Annotated in this window: 17 protein-coding genes and 1 pseudogene; 7 read left to right on the top strand and 11 right to left on the bottom strand. The window is 69.6% G+C overall.

Going from position 1 to position 20827, the window contains the following annotated elements; all coding sequences use genetic code 11:
- Window positions 1–45 precede the first annotated feature (45 nt).
- The 3 genes and pseudogenes from K344_RS0105185 to xseA all read right to left on the bottom strand — a co-directional run bounded on the left by K344_RS0105185 (window position 46) and on the right by xseA (window position 3331).
- Window positions 46–312, bottom strand: coding sequence for a helix-turn-helix domain-containing protein (locus tag K344_RS0105185; RefSeq protein ID WP_028079770.1), 267 nt, complete (start codon window positions 310–312; stop codon window positions 46–48).
- 639 nt (window positions 313–951) lie between these two features.
- A pseudogene (gene prmA, locus K344_RS0105180) lies at window positions 952–1824 on the bottom strand (50S ribosomal protein L11 methyltransferase); the annotation flags it as partial.
- A gap of 118 nt (window positions 1825–1942) precedes the next feature.
- Window positions 1943–3331 (bottom strand): exodeoxyribonuclease VII large subunit, encoded by a 1389-nt coding sequence (gene xseA / locus K344_RS20335; protein ID WP_043113887.1) that lies wholly within the window; start codon window positions 3329–3331, stop codon window positions 1943–1945.
- Window positions 3332–3424: 93 nt separating this feature from the next.
- Between xseA and guaB the strand changes: the two genes are divergently transcribed.
- Complete coding sequence (gene guaB, locus K344_RS0105170) at window positions 3425–4894, top strand: IMP dehydrogenase (RefSeq protein WP_028079768.1); 1470 nt, start codon at window positions 3425–3427, stop codon at window positions 4892–4894.
- 46 nt (window positions 4895–4940) lie between these two features.
- The gene (guaA, locus tag K344_RS0105165; RefSeq protein WP_028079767.1) at window positions 4941–6566 is read left to right on the top strand and encodes a glutamine-hydrolyzing GMP synthase; all 1626 of its coding nucleotides are present in this window, start codon (window positions 4941–4943) and stop codon (window positions 6564–6566) included.
- 37 nt (window positions 6567–6603) lie between these two features.
- Here guaA and K344_RS0105160 read toward each other — a convergent pair whose 3' ends face one another.
- The gene (locus K344_RS0105160) at window positions 6604–7524 is read right to left on the bottom strand and encodes a M14 family metallopeptidase (protein ID WP_028079766.1); all 921 of its coding nucleotides are present in this window, start codon (window positions 7522–7524) and stop codon (window positions 6604–6606) included.
- A 322-nt stretch (window positions 7525–7846) separates the two neighbouring features.
- On the opposite strand from K344_RS0105160, the gene K344_RS0105155 reads away from it, so the two are divergent.
- Together K344_RS0105155 and K344_RS0105150 are read left to right on the top strand one after the other, a co-directional pair.
- The gene (locus tag K344_RS0105155) at window positions 7847–10084 is read left to right on the top strand and encodes an NADP-dependent isocitrate dehydrogenase (RefSeq protein ID WP_028079765.1); all 2238 of its coding nucleotides are present in this window, start codon (window positions 7847–7849) and stop codon (window positions 10082–10084) included.
- A gap of 167 nt (window positions 10085–10251) precedes the next feature.
- Window positions 10252–10773 (top strand): Dps family protein, encoded by a 522-nt coding sequence (locus tag K344_RS0105150; RefSeq protein ID WP_028079764.1) that lies wholly within the window; start codon window positions 10252–10254, stop codon window positions 10771–10773.
- A gap of 54 nt (window positions 10774–10827) precedes the next feature.
- Here the strand turns inward: K344_RS0105150 and K344_RS0105145 are convergent, their stop codons facing one another.
- The 7 genes from K344_RS0105145 to K344_RS20330 form a co-directional block, all read right to left on the bottom strand.
- Window positions 10828–11478, bottom strand: coding sequence for a tetratricopeptide repeat protein (locus K344_RS0105145; RefSeq protein WP_028079763.1), 651 nt, complete (start codon window positions 11476–11478; stop codon window positions 10828–10830).
- Between the two features lie 20 nt (window positions 11479–11498).
- A complete protein-coding gene (locus K344_RS0105140) occupies window positions 11499–12311 on the bottom strand; it encodes an SDR family oxidoreductase (protein WP_028079762.1) in 813 nt (270 codons plus the stop codon).
- Window positions 12308–12970, bottom strand: a complete 663-nt coding sequence (locus K344_RS0105135) for an iron-containing redox enzyme family protein (RefSeq protein ID WP_028079761.1) — start codon at window positions 12968–12970, stop codon at window positions 12308–12310. Before K344_RS0105135 ends, K344_RS0105140 begins: the two co-directional genes overlap by 4 nt.
- The gene (locus tag K344_RS0105130) at window positions 12967–14463 is read right to left on the bottom strand and encodes an AMP-binding protein (protein WP_028079760.1); all 1497 of its coding nucleotides are present in this window, start codon (window positions 14461–14463) and stop codon (window positions 12967–12969) included. The genes K344_RS0105135 and K344_RS0105130 overlap by 4 nt, the downstream gene beginning before the upstream one ends.
- Window positions 14460–15119, bottom strand: coding sequence for a thermostable hemolysin (locus K344_RS0105125; protein WP_028079759.1), 660 nt, complete (start codon window positions 15117–15119; stop codon window positions 14460–14462). The genes K344_RS0105130 and K344_RS0105125 overlap by 4 nt, the downstream gene beginning before the upstream one ends.
- 250 nt (window positions 15120–15369) lie before the next feature.
- On the bottom strand, window positions 15370–15813 hold the full coding sequence (locus tag K344_RS0105120) for a substrate-binding domain-containing protein (protein ID WP_028079758.1): 444 nt from the start codon (window positions 15811–15813) through the stop codon (window positions 15370–15372).
- A 41-nt stretch (window positions 15814–15854) separates the two neighbouring features.
- The gene (locus tag K344_RS20330) at window positions 15855–16913 is read right to left on the bottom strand and encodes a putative porin (RefSeq protein ID WP_028079757.1); all 1059 of its coding nucleotides are present in this window, start codon (window positions 16911–16913) and stop codon (window positions 15855–15857) included.
- A 67-nt stretch (window positions 16914–16980) separates the two neighbouring features.
- On the opposite strand from K344_RS20330, the gene K344_RS0105110 reads away from it, so the two are divergent.
- From K344_RS0105110 to K344_RS0105100, 3 genes are all read left to right on the top strand, one after another.
- Window positions 16981–18741, top strand: a complete 1761-nt coding sequence (locus K344_RS0105110; protein ID WP_043113826.1) for a sensor histidine kinase — start codon at window positions 16981–16983, stop codon at window positions 18739–18741.
- Window positions 18738–20096, top strand: a complete 1359-nt coding sequence (locus K344_RS0105105; RefSeq protein WP_028079755.1) for a sigma-54-dependent transcriptional regulator — start codon at window positions 18738–18740, stop codon at window positions 20094–20096. Before K344_RS0105110 ends, K344_RS0105105 begins: the two co-directional genes overlap by 4 nt.
- Window positions 20097–20163: 67 nt before the next feature.
- Window positions 20164–20820 carry a thiol:disulfide interchange protein DsbA/DsbL gene (locus tag K344_RS0105100; protein WP_028079754.1) on the top strand — a complete coding sequence of 219 codons (657 nt, stop codon included), beginning with the start codon at window positions 20164–20166 and terminating at the stop codon, window positions 20818–20820.
- Window positions 20821–20827 lie beyond the last annotated feature (7 nt).

Genomic DNA, 20827 nt, shown 5'->3' with positions numbered 1-20827 from the left:
CGGCGGCTCGTGTGAAGCGGAAGAGGAGGAAACGCGGGACGCCGCTCAGTTCGGCGCGTCCGGCTTGATCTTGTGCTGCTTGAGTTTCTTGCGCAGCGTCGCGCGATTGAGGCCGAGCATCTCGGCGGCGCGCGACTGGTTGCCGTGGCAGTAGCGCAGCGTGGCCTTCAGCAGCGGCGGCTCGACCTGATCGAGGAACAGGTCGTAGAGATTCTTCGGCGCGTGACCGTTCAGTGTGCGAAAGAAATCGTCCAGGCTGTCGGAGACCGAGTGGCCGAGCGGCTTGATGTCCGAAGACCGGAGCGATGACATAACTTGAGTCTCCAACCCGCGTCGCGCGTGGACGCGGGCCTGACCGGAAAAAGGGGGCGGCAATAATACTCTCGTCGCGCCGCCTGCAAAAGCCGATTGTGACAGTCCCTGCGCCCGGCATCGCGATGCCGCGTCTGGGACGGCGATACGCGGAGGCCGGCGCGCAACGCGGCCCGTTCAGCCGTCCGCCGCCGCCAGCGTGTCGTCGATCAGCTTCTGCCAGACCGCGTCCGGGGTCCACACCGCGTGCAGGTCGGCCGATGCGCCGTCGCGCGCCTCGCCGCGGCGCAGCACGCGATACAGGTAGACGAACACCGAGGCGCGCAGGTTCAGGGCGCAATGCACCAGCGTGCGGCTGCCGCGCCGGCTGTCCATCAGTTCGAAGAAGCGCTCGACGTGCTCGGCGTTCGGCGCGTCCCAGGGTATCGGCAGCGCCGCGTAGCGCACGCCGAGCGCCTGCCAGCGCGCGGCCTCGTCGGGCAGATAGTTCGGCGAGGTCGAGGCGGCGAGATTGATGACGAAGTCGACGCCGCTCTGGGCGAGCACGCCGAATTGCTCGGGCCACGGCTGGCCTGAGGTCAGCAGCCCGGCATCGATGCGGCGCAGATTGATCAGCGCCGGCATGCGGCAGCGCGCGGCGAGGCGCGTCCAGCCGTCGCGGCTGGCGTCGGCGTCGAAGTCGAACCACGGTTCATAGGCCGCGCGCACGTCTCCGGCCTGGCGATCGAGCAGGCCGGCGAGCGCCAGGCGGCCGCCGCCGCGGATCGAGCTGGCCAGGCGCGGCGCCAGCGCGATCAGCGGATTGGCGAGGATGTTGGCGACGACCACATCGGCCGGCAGCGGCACGAAATGCTCGGCCGGCAGGGTGACGATGCGGTCGGCGACGCCGTTCTCGGCGGCGTTGTCGCGCGTCGCCAGCAGGGCCTGCGGGTCGATGTCGACGCAGACCGCGCGCTCGGCGCCGAGCAGCAGCGCGGCGATCGCCAGCACGCCGGAGCCGCAGCCGTAGTCGAGCACGGTCTTGCCGGCCAGCTCGCCGCGCTCGGCGAGCTCCGCGAGCCACTGCAGGCACAGCGCCGTGGTCGGATGCGTGCCGGTGCCGAAGGCCAGGCCGGGATCGAGACGCAGGATCACCGCGTCGGCCTGCGTGACCTCGCCGACCTTCTCGCGCGGCACCACCCACAGGCGCTGGCCGAACGGCAGCGGCGGGCAATCCTCGAGCCAGACGCGCACCCAGTCCTGATCCTCGATCAGCTCGGTCGCGAAGCGCGCCTCGCCGCCGTCCGGCAGCAGCTCGCGCAGGCTCGCCTGCACGGATTCGAGATCGGTGCCTTCGGCGAACAGGCCGAGCGTGACGGTGTTGGCCCACAGCGGGGTTTCGCCGGGCGGCGGTTCGAGCACCGGATCGTCGACGGCATCGATGAAGCTGACGGCCGCGGCGCCGTGCGCCTGCAGGATCTCGTCGGCGAATTCGGGGTGGCGCGTGTGGACGCGCAGCTGTAACCAGGCCATGGGTCTCTTGAACGTCTCTTATGGTGATGCGGCCGCGCGCCCGGCGCGGCCGTTCGTCCGTATCAGACCGCGCGCGACGGAAAGGATTCCGATGCCGCGGCGACGGCGAGGCCGCGCATTATCTTTGGTTTTCGGACGGTGTGTCGGGCGCAGCCGGCCGCGCGCGCTCGACCTTGGCGTCGACGCTGCCGCGCGCCAGCAGCAGCTGCAGCGCGGCGCCGGCCTGCGTCTGCGCCGCATCGGTCAGCGGCCGGCCCTGCGTGTCGAGGGCGATCGCGTAGCCGCGTTCGAGCACGGCGCGCGGGTTGAGGCTCGCCAGCATGGCGTCGGCGCGTTCGAGGCGCGCGCGTGCGGCGGCGGCACGCAGGCGCAGCGTCTCCTGCGCCCGCGCTTCGAGGCGTTCGAGCCGGTGGCGGGCCTGCGCGAGACGGCGCGTCGGCGCCTGCGCATGCAGCAGGCTGAGGCGATGATCGAGCTGGCGATCGAGGCGGTGCAGGCACTGCGCGGCGGCGCGCCGCAGGCGCGCGTCGAGTTCGCGCAGGCGCGCGCGGCGCTCGTGCAGGCGCCGGCCCGGATGCTGCGCATGGAGGCGCTCGCTCTGTTCGTCGACGCGCTGCGCGGCGCGCTGCAGGCGGCGCTCGGTGGCGGCGACGATGCGCTGATCGAGGCTGCGCAGGCTGAGCAGCCAGTCGGCGATGTCCGGCGCGGCGCGTTCGGCGGCGGCGGTCGGCGTCGGTGCGCGCAGGTCGGCGGCGAAATCGGCGATCGTCACGTCGACTTCATGGCCGACGCCGCAGATCACCGGCACCGCGCAGGCGCGGATCGCGCGCGCGACGCGCTCGTCGTTGAAGGCCCACAGGTCCTCGAGCGAGCCGCCGCCGCGCGCCAGCAGGATGACATCGACCGGCGCGCGACGCGGCAGCTGCTGCAGGGCGCGCACGATCGCCGGCGGCGCGTCGGCGCCTTGCACCGGCACCGGCAGCAGATAGACCGGCGCGATCGGGTAGCGGCGCGCCAGCGTGGTGCGCATGTCGTGCAGCGCGGCGCCGGTGCCCGAGGTGATGAGGCCGATCGCGCGCGGCCGCTTCGGCGGCTCGCGCTTGAGGTGCTCGTCGAACAGGCCTTCGGACGCGAGACGCCGCTTGAGTTCCTCGAATGCGCGCAGCAGCGCGCCTTCGCCGGCCGGCTCCAGGTGTTCGCAGATCAGCTGCAGATCGCCGCGCGCGGCGTAGAAGCTCATCTGCGCGCGGATCAGCACGGCGTCGCCGTCGCGCGGCTGCGGGCGCACGTAGAGATTGGCGTTCCTGAACATCGCGCAGCGCAGCTGGGCGCGCGCGTCCTTGAGCGTGAAGTACCAGTGGCCCGAGGCCGGCCGCGAGAAATTGGAAATCTCGCCCTGCACCCAGACGCGCGGCAGGCTGTCCTCGATCAGGCCGCGCAGCACGTCGGCGAGTTCGCAGACCTGGTAGATCGTGCGCCCGGCGTTGCGGTCCGCGGTTGGAGGCATCGGCATCGCGCAAGCATAGGCGATCGTCCCGGCGACCGCCGCCGGGTCCGGCTTTACGCTATAATGGCGCGCTTCCAGACGACCGCAGCCGCCATGCGCATCCAGTCCGAAGCACTCACGTTCGATGACGTCCTGCTCCTTCCGGCCTATTCGGAAGTCCTGCCGCGGCAGGTCGACCTGAGCTCGCAGCTGACCCGCGGCATCCGCCTCAACATCCCGCTGCTGTCGGCGGCGATGGACACCGTCACCGAGGCCAAGCTGGCGATCGCGCTGGCGCAGGAAGGCGGCCTCGGCATCGTGCACAAGAACATGACCGCCGAGCGCCAGGCCGCCGAAGTCCGCGCCGTGAAGAAGCACGAGGCCGGCGTCATCACCGACCCGATCACCGTGCCGCCGACGATGACCATCGGCGAGGTCGTCAAGCTCACGCGCAAGAACAGGATCTCCGGCGTGCCGGTGGTCGACGGCAAGGAGCTGGTCGGCATCGTCACCAGCCGCGACGTGCGCTTCGAGACGCGCTACGACGAGCCGGTGTCGCGCGTGATGACGCCCAAGGACCGCCTCGTCACCGTGCGCGAAGGCGCCTCGCGCGAGGAAGTGATCGCCAAGCTGCAGGAACACCGCATCGAGAAGGTGCTGGTCGTCGACGGCAAGTTCCAGCTGCGCGGCATGATCACCGTCAAGGACATCCAGAAGACCGCCGACTTCCCGCGCGCCTGCAAGGACGAGGCGGGCCGGCTGCGCGTCGGCGCCGCGGTCGGCACCGGTGCCGATACCGACGAGCGCGTCATCGCCCTGGTCGAGGCCGGCGTCGACCTGGTGGTCGTCGATACCGCGCACGGCCACAGCAAGGGCGTCATCGACCGCGTCGCGCAGATCAAGAAAAAGTACGGCGACAAGCTGCAGGTCGTCGGCGGCAACATCGCCACCGGCGATGCCGCGCTGGCGCTGGTCGAGGCCGGCGCCGACGCGGTCAAGGTCGGCATCGGTCCGGGTTCGATCTGCACGACGCGCATCGTCGCCGGCGTCGGCGTGCCGCAGATCAGCGCGGTGATGGGCGTGGCCGAAGCGCTGAGGAAGTCCGGCCTGCCGCTGATCTCCGACGGCGGCGTGCGCTACTCCGGCGACTTCGCCAAGGCGATCGCCGCCGGCGCGTCGGCCGTCATGGTCGGCTCGATGCTGGCCGGCACCGAGGAGGCGCCGGGCGAGGTCGAGCTCTACCAGGGCCGCTCGTACAAGTCGTATCGCGGCATGGGCTCGCTCGGTGCCATGGGCGGCAGCAACGGCTCCAAGGACCGCTACTTCCAGGACACCACGACCGAAGTCGAGAAGCTGGTGCCGGAAGGCATCGAAGGCCGCGTGCCGTACAAGGGGCCGATGGCGGCGATCGTGCACCAGATGATCGGCGGCCTGCGCGCCAGCATGGGCTACACCGGCTGCAAGAGCATCGAGGAGATGCGCACGCAGACGCAGTTCGTGAAGATCACCGGCGCCGGCATCAAGGAATCGCATGTGCACGACGTGACGATCACCAAGGAAGCGCCGAATTACCGCGTCGAGTGATTCAATCAAACGCCCCGGTCCGCCGGGGCTTTTTCGTAGGGCTGCAATGAACATCCATTCCGACAAGATCCTCATCCTCGATTTCGGTTCGCAGCTGACGCAGCTGATCGCGCGCCGCGTGCGCGAGCTCGGCGTCTATTGCGAGCTGCATCCCTGGGACATCGACGACGCCACCGTGCGTGCCTTCGCGCCGAAGGGCGTGATCCTGTCCGGCAGTCCGGAGTCGGTCTGCGCCGCCGGTTCGCCGCGCGTGCCGCAGGCGGTCTGGGAACTCGGCGTGCCGGTGCTCGGCATCTGCTACGGCATGCAGGTGATGGCGCATCACTTCGGCGGTGTCGTCGAGCCGCACGATCAGAAGGAATTCGGTTACGCGGAGATCACCGTTCACGGTGATTTCCATGGTTCGGACGGTATCGGCGGAACCGATACCTTGCGCGCGCGCGGTCACTCGCAGCTGCTGCGCGGCATCGAAGACCGCGTCAACGAAGAAGGCCACGGCCTGCTCGATGTGTGGATGAGCCACGGCGATCGCGTCGTGAAACTGCCGGACGGCTTCAAGTGCATCGCCTCGACGCCGGACCTGCCGCTGGCCGGCATGGCCGACGAGACGCGCCGCTATTACGGTCTGCAATTCCACGCCGAAGTCACCCACACCAGGCAGGGCGCGCGCATCTACTCGCGTTTCGTCCACGAGATCTGCGGCTGCGGCGAAGCCTGGAAGCCGGGCAGCATCATCGACGACGCCATCGCCCGCGTGCGCGCGCAGGTCGGCGACGGCCACGTGCTGCTGGGACTTTCCGGCGGCGTCGATTCGTCGGTGGTCGCCGCGCTGCTGCACAAGGCGATCGGCGCGCAGCTGACCTGCGTGTTCGTCGATCACGGCCTGCTGCGCCACCAGGAAGGCGATCAGGTGATGCGCATCTTCGCCGACCATCTCGGTGTCAAGGTCATCCGCGTCAACGCCGAAGCGCGTTTCCTCGCCGCGCTCAAGGGCGTCAGCGATCCGGAAGCCAAGCGCAAGATCATCGGCAAGCTGTTCGTCGAGGTGTTCGACGAAGAGTCGGCGAAGATTCCGAACGTGCAGTTCCTGGCGCAGGGCACGATCTATCCGGACGTCATCGAGTCGGCCGGCAGCAAGACCGGCAAGGCGCACGTCATCAAGAGCCACCACAACGTCGGCGGTCTTCCCGAGCACATGAAGCTCAAGCTCGTCGAGCCGCTGCGCGAACTGTTCAAGGACGAGGTGCGCAAGATCGGCGTCGAGCTCGGCCTGCCGCACGAGATGGTTTATCGCCATCCCTTCCCCGGTCCCGGCCTCGGCGTGCGCATCCTCGGCGAAGTCACCAAGCAGGCCGCCGACACGCTGCGCCTCGCCGACCACATCTTCATCGAGGAGCTGCGCCGCGCCGGCTGGTACGACAAGACCAGCCAGGCCTTCGCCGTGTTTCTGCCGGTGAAGAGCGTCGGCGTCACCGGCGACGGCCGTCGCTACGAACCCGTCATCGCCCTGCGCGCCGTCGAGACCATCGATTTCATGACCGCGCACTGGGCGCATCTGCCGTACGAGCTGCTCGACGTCTGCTCGCGGCGCATCGTCAACGAGATCAGCGGCGTGTCGCGCGTGGTCTACGACATTTCCGGCAAGCCACCGGCGACGATCGAGTGGGAGTAGCGCTCCGAACGGCGCCGCAAAAGCGAAGGCGCGGACTTCAACCCTGCGCCAGCGCGAAATCGAGCGCCGCGCACACCGCCGCGACCTGCGCGTCATTGCATTGCTGCGGCGTCGCGCGCGGGCTGTCGGGATAGACCTCGGTGGTTGTCGTGTAGCGCGCGTTGCTGATGCCGGCACACAGGCCGAGCTTCTTCATCGGATATTCGATGACGCCGGGCGCCACGACCGGCGAGCCGATGATCTTGCCCTGCGCGTCGGCCGGCGCGATGTGCGTGACGCGTGCGACGGCGGCGATGATGGCCTGCTGGAAGGCCGGTTGCGGATTCTCGCTGTCGTCGACCAGATAGAAGCCATCGGGAATGGCATCGGGTTCGAACGGCTTGCCGTCGCGCGCGGCGAGCGCCGGGCGGAATTCGGATTCGTCGCTGTCGGTCGTCTCGTGCAGGTCGATGTGCACGAGAAAGCGGCCGCGCAGCGGCGCGACGAGCGCCATCAGCGCGGCCGATTCGGCGGCGGGGCTGTCGGCACGGAACGAGCGGTTCGGATCGATGGCCTGCGGATTCCAGCGGTGGATGCGTTCGTAGGCCCAGGGGCTGACGCAGGGCGCGACCAGCAGGTTGGCGTGGCCGGCGTAGTCCTCCGCGTGATGCGCAAGAAACTGCAGCGCGCCGTGCACGCCGCTGGTTTCGTAGCCGTGCACGCCGCCAGTGACCAGCACATGCGGCAGCGTCTCGCGCCAGCCGCGGCTGCGCAGGGCGAGCAGCGGATAGCGGTCCGGCGCGTAGTCGAGATGACCGTATTCGACGACGTCGAAACGCTCTCGCAGGCGCGCGATCGGCGCCAGCACATCGGCATCGTAGTGGCGCTGGCGGCGCTGCCGCGCGCGCCACGCCGCTTTCTCGGCTGCGCCCCAGGCTTGTCCCGGCGTGCCGATCGGATAGAAGGCGCTTGTCGACATTGCGTCGCTCCGCAGCGGAAAAGGCGCGGACTCTAGCACCGCGCGGCGTGAAGGCTGAATGACGCGCTGCAACATCGGCGCCACGGCGTGCGCGTGGCCGAACTTCGACGCGTATGCAGCGGCGCCGCGTGCCATAATGCATTGGCTCTCCCGCCGTGACGACTCGTCGATAGCGCCGACCGTGCTGGCGGAACCTCGGACAGAGCGAGAGCCTCTTAAGACAGAACATCCGTCAGCCCTCGCGTGGGATGCACTCGGCCGGCCAGATTCGGTCGCAGCGCGCGTTTCCGCCGGGGCTGGCTTTACTCTCAGGAGCTACCGCATGAGCAGTTCGCAGCCGACCATCGTCTACACCCTGACCGATGAGGCGCCTCTGCTGGCCACGTCGTCCTTCCTGCCGATCATCCGCACCTTCGTCGAGCCGGCCGGCGTGAAGGTCGAGACCAGCGACATCTCGCTCGCCGCGCGCATCCTCGCGCAGTTTCCGGAGTACCTCGGCGAGGAGCAGCGCGTGCCGGACACGCTCACCGAGCTCGGCAAGCTGACGCTGCGGCCCGAGGCCAACATCATCAAGCTGCCGAACATCAGCGCCTCGGTCAACCAGCTGAACAACGCGATCAAGGAGCTGCAGGCCAAGGGCTACAAGCTGCCGGACTATCCGGAGAATCCGAAGAACGACAAGGAAAAGGAAATCCGCCAGCGCTATGCCAGGGTGCTCGGCAGCGCGGTGAATCCGGTGATCCGCGAAGGCAATTCCGACCGTCGTGCGCCGAAGGCGGTCAAGGAATACGCGCGCAAGCATCCGCACTACATGGCGGAGTGGAGCCAGGCCTCGCGCAGCCACGTCTCGCACATGCACGCCGGCGACTTCTACCACGGCGAGAAGTCGATGACGCTCGATCGCGCGCGCGACGTGAAGATGGAGCTGATCACCAAGAGCGGCAAGACCATCGTGCTCAAGCCGAAGGTTTCCCTGCAGGACAAGGAGATCATCGACAGCATGTTCATGAGCAAGAAGGCGCTGCTCGAGTTCTACGAGCAGCAGATCGACGACGCCTACAAGACCGGCGTGATGTTCTCGCTGCACGTCAAGGCGACGATGATGAAGGTCTCGCACCCGATCGTCTTCGGCCATTGCGTGAAGATCTTCTACAAGGACGCCTTCGCCAAGCACGGCAAGCTGTTCGACGAGATCGGCGTCAACGTCAACAACGGCATGGCGCAGCTCTACGAGAAGATCCAGCAGCTGCCGGAGTCGAAGCGCGAAGAGATCATGCGCGATCTGCACGCCTGCCATGAGCACCGCCCGGAACTGGCGATGGTCGACTCGGCCAAGGGCATCACCAACTTCCACTCGCCGAACGACGTCATCGTCGACGCCTCGATGCCGGCGATGATCCGCAACGGCGGCAAGATGTACGGCGCCGACGGCCGCCTCAAGGACGTCAAGGCGGTGATGCCGGAATCGACCTTCGCGCGCATCTACCAGGAGATGATCAACTTCTGCAAATGGCACGGCGCCTTCGATCCGAAGACCATGGGCACGGTGCCGAACGTCGGCCTGATGGCGCAGCAGGCCGAGGAATACGGCTCGCACGACAAGACCTTCGAGATTCCGGAAGACGGCATCGCCAACATCACCGATCTCGAGACCGGCGAAGTGCTGATGACGCAGAACGTCGAGCAGGGCGACATCTGGCGCATGTGCCAGGTCAAGGACGCCGCGATCCGCGACTGGGTCAAGCTCGCCGTCACGCGCGCGCGCCAGTCCGGCATGCCGGCGGTGTTCTGGCTCGACCCCTACCGTCCTCACGAGCACGAGCTGATCCAGAAGGTCGTGAAGTACGTGCAGGAGCACGACATCAGCGGCCTGAAGATCGAAATCATGTCGCAGGTGCGCGCCATGCGTTACACGCTGGAGCGCGTGGTGCGCGGCCAGGACACGATCTCCGTCACCGGCAACATCCTGCGCGACTACCTCACCGACCTGTTCCCGATCATGGAACTCGGCACCAGCGCCAAGATGCTGTCGATCGTGCCGCTGATGAACGGCGGCGGCCTGTACGAGACCGGCGCCGGCGGCTCGGCGCCGAAGCACGTGCAGCAGCTGGTCGAGGAGAATCACCTGCGCTGGGACTCACTCGGCGAATTCCTGGCGCTGGCCGTCAGCCTCGAGGACCTCGGCATCAAGAACGGCAACACCAAGGCCAAGATCCTCGCCAGGACGCTCGACGCGGCGACCGGCAAGCTGCTCGACAACAACAAGAGCCCCTCGCCGAAGACCGGCCAGCTCGACAACCGCGGCAGCCAGTTCTACCTCGCGCTGTACTGGGCCCAGGAACTCGCCGCGCAGAAGGAAGACCTCGAGCTGCAGAAGCATTTCGCACCGCTGGCGAAGACGCTGGCCGACAACGAGAAGACCATCATCGGCGAGCTCGCCGACGTGCAGGGCAAGCCGGCCGACATCGGCGGCTATTACCTGCCGGACGCCGAGAAGCTCGCCGCGGTGATGCGGCCGAGCAAGACCTTCAACGCTGCGCTGTCCGCCCTGCAAGGCTGAGCGCAGGCGTGCCCGCAAGCCGTCCCGGCGCGAGCCGGGGTGGCTTTTTGGGGCCGATGCCCCGGGCGCGCACTTGCGCCGGCCTTCGCCCGGCGATTACAAAGTCGCGCGGCATGCCGCGCATGCCGATCCGATGACCGACCCCCCCCGCAGCACGGAGACATAGCATGGGCAAGATGGATGCGAAGGCCTTGCGCAAGGCGCCGCTGGCGACGCCGAACGACCTCGGCGAAAAGGCCATGCGCGATATCGGCGGTGCGCTCAACGCGCTGCTCGCCGACACGTTCGCGCTGTACCTGAAGACCAAGAATTTCCACTGGCACGTCTCGGGGCGGCATTTCCGGGACTATCACCTGCTGCTCGACGATCAGGCCGGCCAGATCTTGGCGACGACCGACGCCATCGCCGAGCGCGTGCGCAAGCTGGGCGGCACGACGCTGCGCTCGATCGGTCACATCGCGCGCCTGCAGCGCATCAAGGACAACGACGCCGATTACGTCACGCCGCGCGACATGCTTTCCGAGCTGCGCGAGGACAACACGGCGCTGATCACGAGCATGCGTGCCGCGCACGACGTGTGCGACGAGTACCACGACGTGGCGACCGCCAGCCTGCTCGAGAACTGGATCGACGAAGCCGAGCAGCGCGTGTGGTTCCTGTTCGAGTCGACGCGCGACAGCGAGGGTTGAAACGCGAAGCGCCCGCCGGCCTGCGCTGCCGGCGGGCGCCGTCGCCGCGCCGGATCAGCCGTCGAGCCGGGCGAGTGCGGCCCTGATTTCGGCGCGACGGCCGTTGTCGGCATCCTCGCGGCCTGGCCGCGGCGGCGCCGCCAGCGCTTTTTCGTAATAGCGCTTCGCGGCGGCCTTGTCGCCGCGCGCGGCGAGCAGTTCGGCGTAGAAGAAATTCGGATCGATGCCGTCCGGATTGATCGCCAGCGCCTTCTGCAGATAGGCATCGGCCTGCTTCTTGTCGCCGAAGGCGATCGGCCAGCCCGGCACGTTCGCGTACAGGCTGCCGAGCGAGCTGTAGACCGAGCCGTCGAGCGTGCGCGGATCGATCTGCTCGGCCTGCTGCAGATCCTTGCGCGCCTGCTTCACCTGCCCGAGCGCCGACAGGCCGCCGCCGAACTTGGCGGCGCTCGACAGCACGATCGCATGCCAGGTCAGCGCTTCGGCACGGGCCGGATAAGCCTGCAGCATCGCGTCGGCGTCGGCGATCAGCTTCGCGAACGCGGCGTCCTTCTGTTCCTTCGGCGCCGCGTAATAGGCCTGCGCCCAGCCGTGCTGGACGCTGTCGAGCTGCGCTTCCAGGCTCGCCGCCTGCGCGGTGCCGGCGAGCAGCAGCGATGCGCCGGCGACGGCGCGCAGCAAGGTGCCGATGTGTTTGTGAATCATCTTGGGCTCCATCGATGTTTTCAGTGCGGCAGGCCGGCGGCCGCCGGTTCGAGCTCCTGCATGCGCCGCGTCTGCGCGCGCAGGCCGCGATCGACCAGCCACGGGAACCAGGCGTTGAGCTTGACGAAGAGACGCTCGCCGAAGCCGAAGTACAGCTCGCGGCGTTCGCGCGCGACGGCGTCGACGATGCGCGCCGCGACCAGCGCCGGCTCGTCCTGCTGCATGGCCAGCGCGCTGGCGATGCGCGCCGGCGCGCCGTCGTTGAGCGCGGTGCGCGTGTAGCGTGGCGCGACGTAGGTGACGCCGATGCCGCTGCCGTCGAGTTCGCGGCGCAGCGCTTCGGCGAAGCCGCGCAGGGCGAACTTGGTCGCCGAGTAGGTGGCGTACATCGGGAAGGCGAGCGAACCGAAGATCGAGCCGACGAACACGAAGCGGCCGCGACCGGTCTTGCGCAGCGCCGGCAGCAGCGCGCGCGTCAGCAGGCTCGGGGCGATGACGTTGGTCTGCCACAGCCGCGCGATCTCCTCGGCCGGCACGGCGTCGAGGCGGCCGAAGCTGAGGGCGCCGGCGCAGTGCACGACGATATCGGGCACGCCGCCGGACAGTGCGGCGTGCGCCAGCCGCGCGACGCCTTCGGCGCTCGACAGGTCGGCGGCGAGCACGCTGACTTCGGTGCCGAGGCCGCGCAGCTCGGCGCTGAGCGTGGCGAGCTTCGCGGTGTCGCGGCCGCTCAGCAGCAGGCGCGCGCCGCGCGCCGCGAACTCGCGCGCCAGCGCCTGGCCGATGCCGCCGCTCGCGCCGGTCAGCAATACGGTGCTCGTACTCAGGTTCATGCCGCTTTCCTCATCGGTTCGATCGAACGGAACACGTCGCCGTACAGGCGGAAGAACATGTGCGCGGCGTGCAGGACCGCCTCGCGGTCCTCGTCGCGGCGCAATTGCTCGACCAGTTCGCGGAAGAAGTCGATGTGCTCGACATCGACCGCGCCGTGCGAGCTCAGATAGGTGAAGGCCTTCTTCGGCAGGCCGAGCGCGCCCTGCAACGTCGAGGCGGCGCCGGTCGCCAGTTCGATGCTGGTGCTCTCCAGCACGTAGACCATGCCGAAGAAGCCGAGCGGATTGCCGCGCGCGATGGTGTCGTAGGCATAGGCGACCATCAGCTCGGTTTCCGCGTGCGGGCGTCCGTGGCGCACCGCCTCGGCGTCGCCGCCGGCCTCGCGGATGTCGTCGAGGATCCATTCCTGATGGCCGATCTCCTCTTCGATGTAATGCGCGATCTTCGTGCGCAGCCACTCGTCCTCGGCGCCGAGCCGGGCGCCGCAGGCCATGAGCAGCGGCACGGTGTGGCGCACGTGGTGATAGGCCTGGGTGAGGAAGGCGATGTAGTCGGCGCGGCCGACCTGGCCGGCGAACGCGGCGCGGATCAGTGGCGCGGCGTAGAGGCGCTGGCGGTCGGCCGCCGTGTCGCGCTGCAGGCGCTCGAAGAAACTCACGTGGTGGTCTCCAGATAAAGATGATCGAGGCGCTCGCCGTAGCGTGCGAGCACCGCCTCGCGGCGCACGCGCCCGTTGCCGGTCAAGAGGCCGTTGTCGGGCGTGAACGGTTCGTCGGCGACGACGCAGCGCGCGATGCGCGCGTAGTCCGGCAGCTCGCGGTTGGCGGCGGCGACGGCGGCGGTGATCGCGGTTTGCGCGTCGACACCGGGCAGGGCGCGCGGCACCACGACGGCGACATTCCAGGGCCGCCCTTCGCCGAACACGGCGGCGGCGGCGATCGCCGCGTGCTGGGTCAACTCGCGCTCGACCCATTCGGGCGCGACGTTGCGGCCGAAGGCGGTGATGAAGAGGCTCTTCTTGCGGCCGTCGAGATGCAGAAAGCCGTCGGCGTCGAGATGGCCGAGGTCGCCGGTCGCGACCCAGCCGTCGGCCGGCGCCGACGCCGGCTGGCCGCAGTAGCCGAGGAAGCCGCTGCCGCGCACGAGCAGCTCGCCGTCGTCGGCGACGCGCAGCTCGAGATGCGGCAGCGGCTTGCCGACGCTGCCGGAACGATGCGCCTCGGCCGTGTTGAGCGCGACCACCGAGGCCGATTCGGAGAGCCCGTAGCCTTCGTGGACCGGCAGGCCGAGGCGCTGCGCGCGTTCGAGCAGGCGCCCTGCGATCGGCGCGCCGCCGACGGCGACGAAGCGCAGCGCCGCCGGCCGCGGCGCGCCCATTTCGCCGGCGGTGACCAGCGCCAGCAGCAGCTGCGGCACGAGTATCGTCGTCGTCGCACGTGTGCCGTGCAGGGCGCCGAGCAGGCGCTGCACGTCGAGCCGCGCGGCGCCGTCCATGCCGACTTCGCCCTGCGTCGGCACGCAGATCGTCGCGCCGGCGAGCAGCGGCGCGTAGACACCGCCGATGTTCTCGAGCAGGGTCGACAGCGGCAGCACGCACAGATGGCGATCGTCGGCGCGCGCGCCGCTGGCCTGTGCCAGCGATTGCGCGACGGCGATCTGGCTGGCGGCGTCGAGGCAGACGCCTTTCGGCGTGCCGGTCGTGCCGGAGGTGTAGGTGATCTTCTGCGTAGCCGACGGCAGGCCGACTGACAGCGGCGGCTGGCGCCTCGAAAGGCGCCAGCCGCAGCCGCAGATCGCCTGCGGTTCCCGTTCCCAGCCCGGTAGTGCGGCGAGACGGTCGTCGTCGGCGAGCAGCGCGTCAGCACCCGAATCGTCGAGCGCATGACGCAATTGCGCGTCGCTGAAGAAGCGTGGCAGCGGCACACAGCGCACGCCGGCGGCGAGCGCCGCGAGATCGGCGACGATCCAGGCGAGGCCGTTGTCGCCGTACAGCGCCAGCGTGTCGATGCCGAGGAAGCCGATCTGCGCGGCGACCTTCTCCACCTCGTCGAACAGCGCCGCATAACTCAGTGAACGCCGGCCGTCGCTCACGGCGATCTGCTCGGGGGTCGTGCGCGCGTGGCGGCGCAGCGCCGCGCAGAGGGCGTTCATGCCGGCTCCCCGCTGGCGGTCGGCGGCAACGCGCGGCGCAACAGCTCGGGATGCGCGAGCAGATGCGCGCGGCCGGCGCTGATGTCGGCGCAGACCACGATCGGCGCCGATTCGTAATAGCGGCCCCAGTCGGCGCGCTGCTCCGGCGGCAGGCAATCGACGCGCGCCGGCGCGAGTTCGAGCAGATCGACGCCGAGCCGCGCGAAGCCGTTGATCAGCGACGCGTTGCCGGTGAACACCAGAAAGCGGTAGCCCATGTTCTGCAGCAGGATGCCGAGCTGCAGGATCAGCACGCGCAGCACGCCGGGATGGCGGCCGGCGAGATTGCCGACCTCGACGATCTCGTGGCGCGACAGCGCGTGTTCGCGGCGCTCGCCGATCGCCTGTTCGATCGGCTGGCCGAGGTAGTGTTCGAGGAACAGCGGGCCGCTCGCCGCATCGCGCAGACCGAAGGCGGCGAGCGGGCGGCCGCCGGCGTCGGCCAGCGCGAACAGCCGCGGCAGGAAGCTGCGGATGCGGGCGCCGTAGGCATGTCGGTAGCGTTCGGCGATGAAGCGCTCGAGTTCGGCGCGGTCGGTGGCGGTGTCGGCTTCGACGAGGCGATAGCGCGACGCGGCGGCGGACGGCGCCGCGTGCCGCTCGGGGGATGCGGTCATGGGGACTTGGATGGCAAGGCCTGCGCTCATGCGTGAAAGCTCCGTGCGCACCGGCTCAGGTGCGCCTTGCGATTCACGGTGCAGGGCCGGTGCCAGCCGTGCCGGCCCCGAGGCCGCGCGCTAACTGCCTGACGGACAAGCCATTGCTGGAGGTGAGAACGATTCCTGGCGCATCGGCCGCCCGCAGCGGCGTGCAGGCCTGCAAATCCCGTCTGCAAGTTCTTGCAGACGGGCGCGCCTCATCGGCGGCTCAGCAGGCCGGCACGGCGCGGCCGTGATGCCAGTGGCCGGCGCCGTCGAGCCAGCCGATGACGGCGACGCCGCTGCCGACCAGGCAGGCGTCGACGTAGCCGATCGCGCCCGGCGTCTCGGCGACGAAGCGCTGCATCGCTTCGTTCGACGCGACCACGTAGGGCGGCCGCACGCCGCGGAAGTACTGCTCGTTCCAGTAGCTCTCCAGCGCCGCCGGATCGGCGCCGAGCACGGCGCGCGAGAACGCCAGGCGCACGGGACTGTCGGCGGCGAGGTTCACCGGCTGCACGCGCGCGCCGTCCGGCCAGTACTGGCGCTTGCGTTGATAGATGAGCGCGAGCTCGTCGCGCTCGAGCCGCGCCTCGGCGCGCGCCGGCGGCACGATGATGGCGATCGGCCCTTCCGCGAACGACGGCGCGGCGCGCAGCGCGAGCAGCAGCATTGCGCTGCGGCAGGCGTGGCGGAGAACGCGCCCGAACCGCATCAGAACAGCACCGCGAGCGAGCCGAGCCAGCCCTCGGGCTCGCCGACGCCGTTGTCGGTCGCCTTGCGGTATTCGAGCTTGCCGACCCAGCCGGGCGCGAAGCGCCAGGCCAGGCCGCCGATGTAAAGGTTGAGGCCTTCGCCGCTGCCGGCCGGATTGAAGGTCTCGTAGCGCGCGACGCCGTACAGCGTGCCGGCCAGCGGCGCGACCAGCTGCACGTAGGCGCCGCGCTCGTCGGCGCTGTCGCCGTCGCGCGCGCGCGCGCGATAGGCCCATTCGCCGCTCAGCTCGTAGCCGCGGTACTGCCAGAGGAAGTCGACGCCGTACAGCGTCTTGTGCTCACCGCGGTCGTGTTCCTGCTCGAACTCGACGAACGAGGTGCCGATCTGCAGACCGTGGCCGAGGTCGTAGTCGAGGCGCACGCCATAGGCTTCCTTGAACGGGTCGCTGTCGTCCTCCGGCGCCAGTTCCTCGCCCGGCGAAGCATAGGCCGACCATTCCAGGGCGCGCCCGGCGAGCGGCACGACGCCGTGCACCATCGCGCCGGTGGCGTTGGTGGGGAAGGTGCTCTCGGTGATCAGCGGCCGCGAGGTGGTCCAGGTCAGCGGTGCGGCGTGAATGACGTTCCAGCGGCCGATCGGCGTGAGGAACTTGCCGACGCGGAACTGCAGCGCGTCGGACCAGGCGTAGTCGACATAGAGGCGTTCGAGCGCCAGCTCGGTGTCGTGGCCGGCGCCGATGTCGTCGGCGTTGATCGTCGCCAGGTTCTCGCCTTCGAGCTCGCTGAAGAAGCTCCAGCGTCCTTCGCCCTGCCAGGACAGCAGCAGGCTCAGGCTGCGCAAGGTCGCGGCGGCGTCGTGGCCGAGCTCGTCGGCGGCGTCGACGGCCGCGTAGCCGCCGAGATTGAAGCCGCTGTCGCCGAGCGCGTAGCCGTGCCGCTCGGGCGGCGGCGCGCCGGGCTCCGGCGCGGTCGATTCCTGCGCATGCGCCGCGCCGGCGACGAGTGCCAGCAGCGCGCCGCAGCGCAGCAGGCGATGGACCCAGGCCTGGGATTTCATGCGGGCTGTTTTCCCTGAACGCCCCGACGGCGAATAATGGCGCGCATTCTTGCATCGAATCCGCCGCGTGACGATCCGCAGCATCCTGCTTTCCGCGTTCCTCGCCGTCGGCCTGCTGCCGGCCGTGGTGCTGACGGCGCTGTCGTTCACGCGCACGCAGGCGGCGATGCGCGCGGAGATCGAGCAGAGCCTTTCGGCGCAGGCCGCGGTCGCGGCCTCCGATCTCGACAAGCAGGTCTTCGAGCGCCTGCAGAACGCCGTCACCTGGGCGCATCTGGAGGTGATGCAGGACCTGCACGTCGGCGACGTCGACAAGCGCCTGTCCAATTTTCTCGCCGACATGCAGCAGCGCTACGGCGCGGTCTACGTCGAACTCGATGCGATCGACGCGCGGCAGCGCATCGTCGCCAGCAGCCGCCCGCAGGCGATCGGCGGCGTGTATGTGCCGGCTCCGGCCTGGCAGACCGCCGAGCTGCCCGGCGGCACGGTCACCGCCGAGGCGCCGCAGCGGCGCGGCGATCGCGAGGTGCTGGTGCTGCGCGTGCCGATCGCCTCGCAGTTCACCGAGGGCCGCCTCGGCGAGCTGGTGCTGGTGGTCGACTGGACGCAGGCCGCGCACGAGCTCGATGCCGGCGCGCGCGAGCAGCGCGCGGTGGCCGTGGTCGATCGCGACGGCCGCATCGTCGCCGTTTCGCAGAACCTGCGCGCGCGCCTCGACGCCGGCGTACGACAGATCGGCACCGACTGGCTGGCGCCGCGCGGCGCGCCGGCCGCCGAGCGTGACGGCGCGCCGCTCGCCGAGGGTCGCGTCATCGTCAGCGCCGTCAGCGCGCCCGGCCGCGGTCCGTTCGCCGGCTTCGGCTGGACCACGCTGGTGCTCGAATCGAGCCGCGCCGCGCTGGCGCCGGTTCGGCAGATGGCGCTGAGCTTTCTCGGCCTGCTGCTGCTCACCGCCGCGGCGACCGTGGTGCTGGCCTTCGCGGTGTCCGGGCGCATCGCGCGGCCGGTCGTGGCGCTGACCGACTACGTGCGCGGCTTCATGCGCAAACAGCACGCCGCCGCGCCGCCGCCGGCCTCCGGCGAAGTCGGCGAGCTGACACGCGCCTTCACGCAGATGGTCGACGATCTCGACGCCTCGCGGCAGACCCTGGTGCGCGCCTCGCAGCTGGCGGCGATCGGCGAGTTCGCGGCGATGATGGCGCACGAGATCCGCACGCCGCTCGGCATCCTGCGCTCGTCGGCGCAGATGCTCGAACGCGATGCCGGCATCAGCGGCGAATCGCGCGAGCTGATCGGCTTCATCGACGGCGAGACGCAGCGTCTCAACCGCCTGGTCGGCGATCTTCTCGATCGCGCGCGCGTGCGCGCGCCGCAGCGTCTGCCGGAGAATCTTGACGCGCTGGTCGATCGCTGCCTCGCCATGCTCTCGGCACAGGCGGCACGCCAGGGCGCGACACTGGAGCACGAGCCCTGCGCCGATCCGGTCGCCGACGTCGACGCCGAGCAGATGACGCAGGTGCTGCTCAATCTGCTGCTCAACGCCCTGCACGTCGTGCCGCAGGGCGGCGGCCGCGTCCGCGTCGCGCTGCGCAGCGAAGGCGACGATGTGCTGCTGATCGAGGTCGCCGATAATGGGCCCGGCATCGCGCCGGCCGAGCGGCAGCGCGTGTTCGAGCCGTTCGTGTATCGCCGCGAGGGAGGACTGGGTTTGGGACTGGCCGTGGTCAAGCAGATCGTCAGCGCGCACGGCGGCGACATCGCCGTCGACGCCGCGGCGCTCGGCGGCGCGCGCTTCCGCATCCGCCTGCCGCGCAGGGCCGCCGCATGAGCGTCAAGGCGGCGCGCAACGTGCTCATCGTCGACGACGAGGCCAGCATGCGCCGCGTGCTGGAGATCATGCTCGCGCGCATGAACTTCAGGACCTGGGCGGCGGCCGACGGCGTCGAAGCCTTCCGCCTGCTGCAGGAACAGGCCTTCGATCTGGTCGTCAGCGATCTGCGCATGCCGGGCATGGACGGCATCGAGCTGCTGCGCAGGCTGCGCGAGCTCGGCCTGACGCTGCCGGTGATCATGATGACGGCGCACGGCAGCATCGAATCGGCGATCGAGGCGATGCGCCTCGGCGCCTGCGACTATCTGCTACGGCCGTTCGACGTCGAGACGCTGGAGCTGGCGATGCGCCGCGTGTTCGCGCAGAGCGATCTGCTGCGCCGCAATGCCTTCCTCAGCGAGCAGGCCGAGGGCGGCGGCTATCTCGGCGACAGCGCCGCGAGCCGCGCCGTGCGCCAGCGCATCGCCCAGGTCGCGCCGACGCAGGCGACGGTGCTCATCACCGGCGAGACCGGCACCGGCAAGGAAGTCGCGGCGCGCGCCATCCACCGCGCCTCGCCGCGGCGCGACGCGCTGTTCGTGCCGATCAACTGCGCCGCCCTTCCGGCCGATATCCTGGAGAGCGAACTGTTCGGCCACGAGAAGGGCGCGTTCACCGGCGCGCTGCGCGAGCGCGTCGGCAAGTTCGAGCTCGCCGACGGCGGCACCATCTTCCTCGACGAGATCACCGAGATGCCGGCGCCGCTGCAGGCCAAGCTGCTGCGCGTGCTGCAGGAAGGCACGGTCGAGCGCGTCGGCTCGAACCGCACGCTGACGCTCGATCTGCGCGTGATCGCCGCCACCAACCGCAAGCCGGCCGATGCGATCCGCGAGCAGCGCCTGCGCGAGGACCTCTACTACCGCCTCAACGTGTTCGCCCTCGATCTGCCGCCGCTGCGCCAGCGGCCCGAGGACATCGAAGCGCTGGCACGGCATTTCGTCGCCGAACTCGCCGGCGCGCGCGCCGTGCCGATCACGCCGGCCGCGCTCGCGCACCTGCGCGCCTATGCCTGGCCCGGCAATGTGCGCGAGCTGCGCAATCTCCTCGAGCGCGCGCTGGTGCTGTCCGGCGGCGGCGCGCTCGATGTCGCGCATTTCCCGCTCGACACGCCGCCGGCCGTCGCCGCGCCGGCCGCCGCAGACGCCGAGCTGACCGATCTGGATCTCGACCACGCGGTCGCCGCCGTCGAGGCGCGCTACATCCGCGAGGCCCTGCGCCGCAGCGGCGGCAACAAGACGCGCGCCGCGACCCTGCTCAACGTCAGCGAACGAACGATCTGGAACAAGGTCAAACGCTACGGCATCGACGACTGACGCGCCGCTGCCCGCCGTTCATGACATCCTTGCGCCGTCTTCCGTTCCTCAACCTGGAGTCCGTTGCATGAAGCTGCACGCCCTGCGGTCCGCCGCCGCCCTGCTGTCGATGCTGTTGCTGGCCGCGCCGCTGGCGCCGGCGCTGGCCGCGCCGCCCGGCCTCAAGTCGGGCACGGACTACGTGCCGATCGACAAGGGCGAGGCCCTCGATCCGCAGCCCGGCAAGGTCGAGGTCGTCGAATTCTTCAATTACGCCTGCCCGGCCTGCAACTCCTTCAATCCGACTTTCCAGGCCTGGAAGAAGAAGCTGGCGGCTGACGTGCACGTGGTCTATGCGCCGCTCGATTTCCGTCCGGACTTCGTGCAGTACGCGCGCGCCTTTTACGCCGCCGAGCAGTTCGGCCTGGTCGAGAAGACGCACGATGCGGTCTACGCCGGCGTGCACGAGAAGCACACGCTGCCGGGCGAGGGCTACAAGCCGGACGAAGCGAAGATCGCCGCCTTCTACGCCGGCTACGGCGCCAACCCGACCGAATTCCAGGCCGCCATGGACAGCTTCACCGTCAACGCCAAGATCGCCAAGGCGCGGCAGTACGCGCAGCAGTGTCGCGTCATGTCGACGCCGTCGCTGGTGATCAACGGCCGCTATCTGGTCAAGGGCAAGGACTGGGACGAGATCCTGAAGAACGCCGACACCCTGATCGCCTACGAGCGCAAGCGCTGAGACCCTT

The organism is Solimonas soli DSM 21787 (genome assembly GCF_000474945.1).
Classification (GTDB): Bacteria; Pseudomonadota; Gammaproteobacteria; order Nevskiales; family Nevskiaceae; genus Solimonas; species Solimonas soli.
This window is presented reverse-complemented; position numbering and strand designations above follow the sequence as displayed.

What these genes read in the sequence shown, in the direction of transcription:
- K344_RS0105185 (WP_028079770.1), bottom strand. Translation starts at nt 312, where the DNA reads ATGTCATCGCTCCGGTCTTCGGACATCAAGCCGCTCGGCCACTCGGTC.
- xseA (WP_043113887.1), bottom strand. Translation starts at nt 3,331, where the DNA reads ATGCCTCCAACCGCGGACCGCAACGCCGGGCGCACGATCTACCAGGTC.
- guaB (WP_028079768.1), top strand. Translation starts at nt 3,425, where the DNA reads ATGCGCATCCAGTCCGAAGCACTCACGTTCGATGACGTCCTGCTCCTT.
- guaA (WP_028079767.1), top strand. Translation starts at nt 4,941, where the DNA reads ATGAACATCCATTCCGACAAGATCCTCATCCTCGATTTCGGTTCGCAG.
- K344_RS0105160 (WP_028079766.1), bottom strand. Translation starts at nt 7,524, where the DNA reads ATGTCGACAAGCGCCTTCTATCCGATCGGCACGCCGGGACAAGCCTGG.
- K344_RS0105155 (WP_028079765.1), top strand. Translation starts at nt 7,847, where the DNA reads ATGAGCAGTTCGCAGCCGACCATCGTCTACACCCTGACCGATGAGGCG.
- K344_RS0105150 (WP_028079764.1), top strand. Translation starts at nt 10,252, where the DNA reads ATGGGCAAGATGGATGCGAAGGCCTTGCGCAAGGCGCCGCTGGCGACG.
- K344_RS0105145 (WP_028079763.1), bottom strand. Translation starts at nt 11,478, where the DNA reads ATGATTCACAAACACATCGGCACCTTGCTGCGCGCCGTCGCCGGCGCA.
- K344_RS0105140 (WP_028079762.1), bottom strand. Translation starts at nt 12,311, where the DNA reads ATGAACCTGAGTACGAGCACCGTATTGCTGACCGGCGCGAGCGGCGGC.
- K344_RS0105130 (WP_028079760.1), bottom strand. Translation starts at nt 14,463, where the DNA reads ATGAACGCCCTCTGCGCGGCGCTGCGCCGCCACGCGCGCACGACCCCC.
- K344_RS0105125 (WP_028079759.1), bottom strand. Translation starts at nt 15,119, where the DNA reads ATGACCGCATCCCCCGAGCGGCACGCGGCGCCGTCCGCCGCCGCGTCG.
- K344_RS0105120 (WP_028079758.1), bottom strand. Translation starts at nt 15,813, where the DNA reads ATGCTGCTGCTCGCGCTGCGCGCCGCGCCGTCGTTCGCGGAAGGGCCG.
- K344_RS20330 (WP_028079757.1), bottom strand. Translation starts at nt 16,913, where the DNA reads ATGAAATCCCAGGCCTGGGTCCATCGCCTGCTGCGCTGCGGCGCGCTG.
- K344_RS0105105 (WP_028079755.1), top strand. Translation starts at nt 18,738, where the DNA reads ATGAGCGTCAAGGCGGCGCGCAACGTGCTCATCGTCGACGACGAGGCC.
- K344_RS0105100 (WP_028079754.1), top strand. Translation starts at nt 20,164, where the DNA reads ATGAAGCTGCACGCCCTGCGGTCCGCCGCCGCCCTGCTGTCGATGCTG.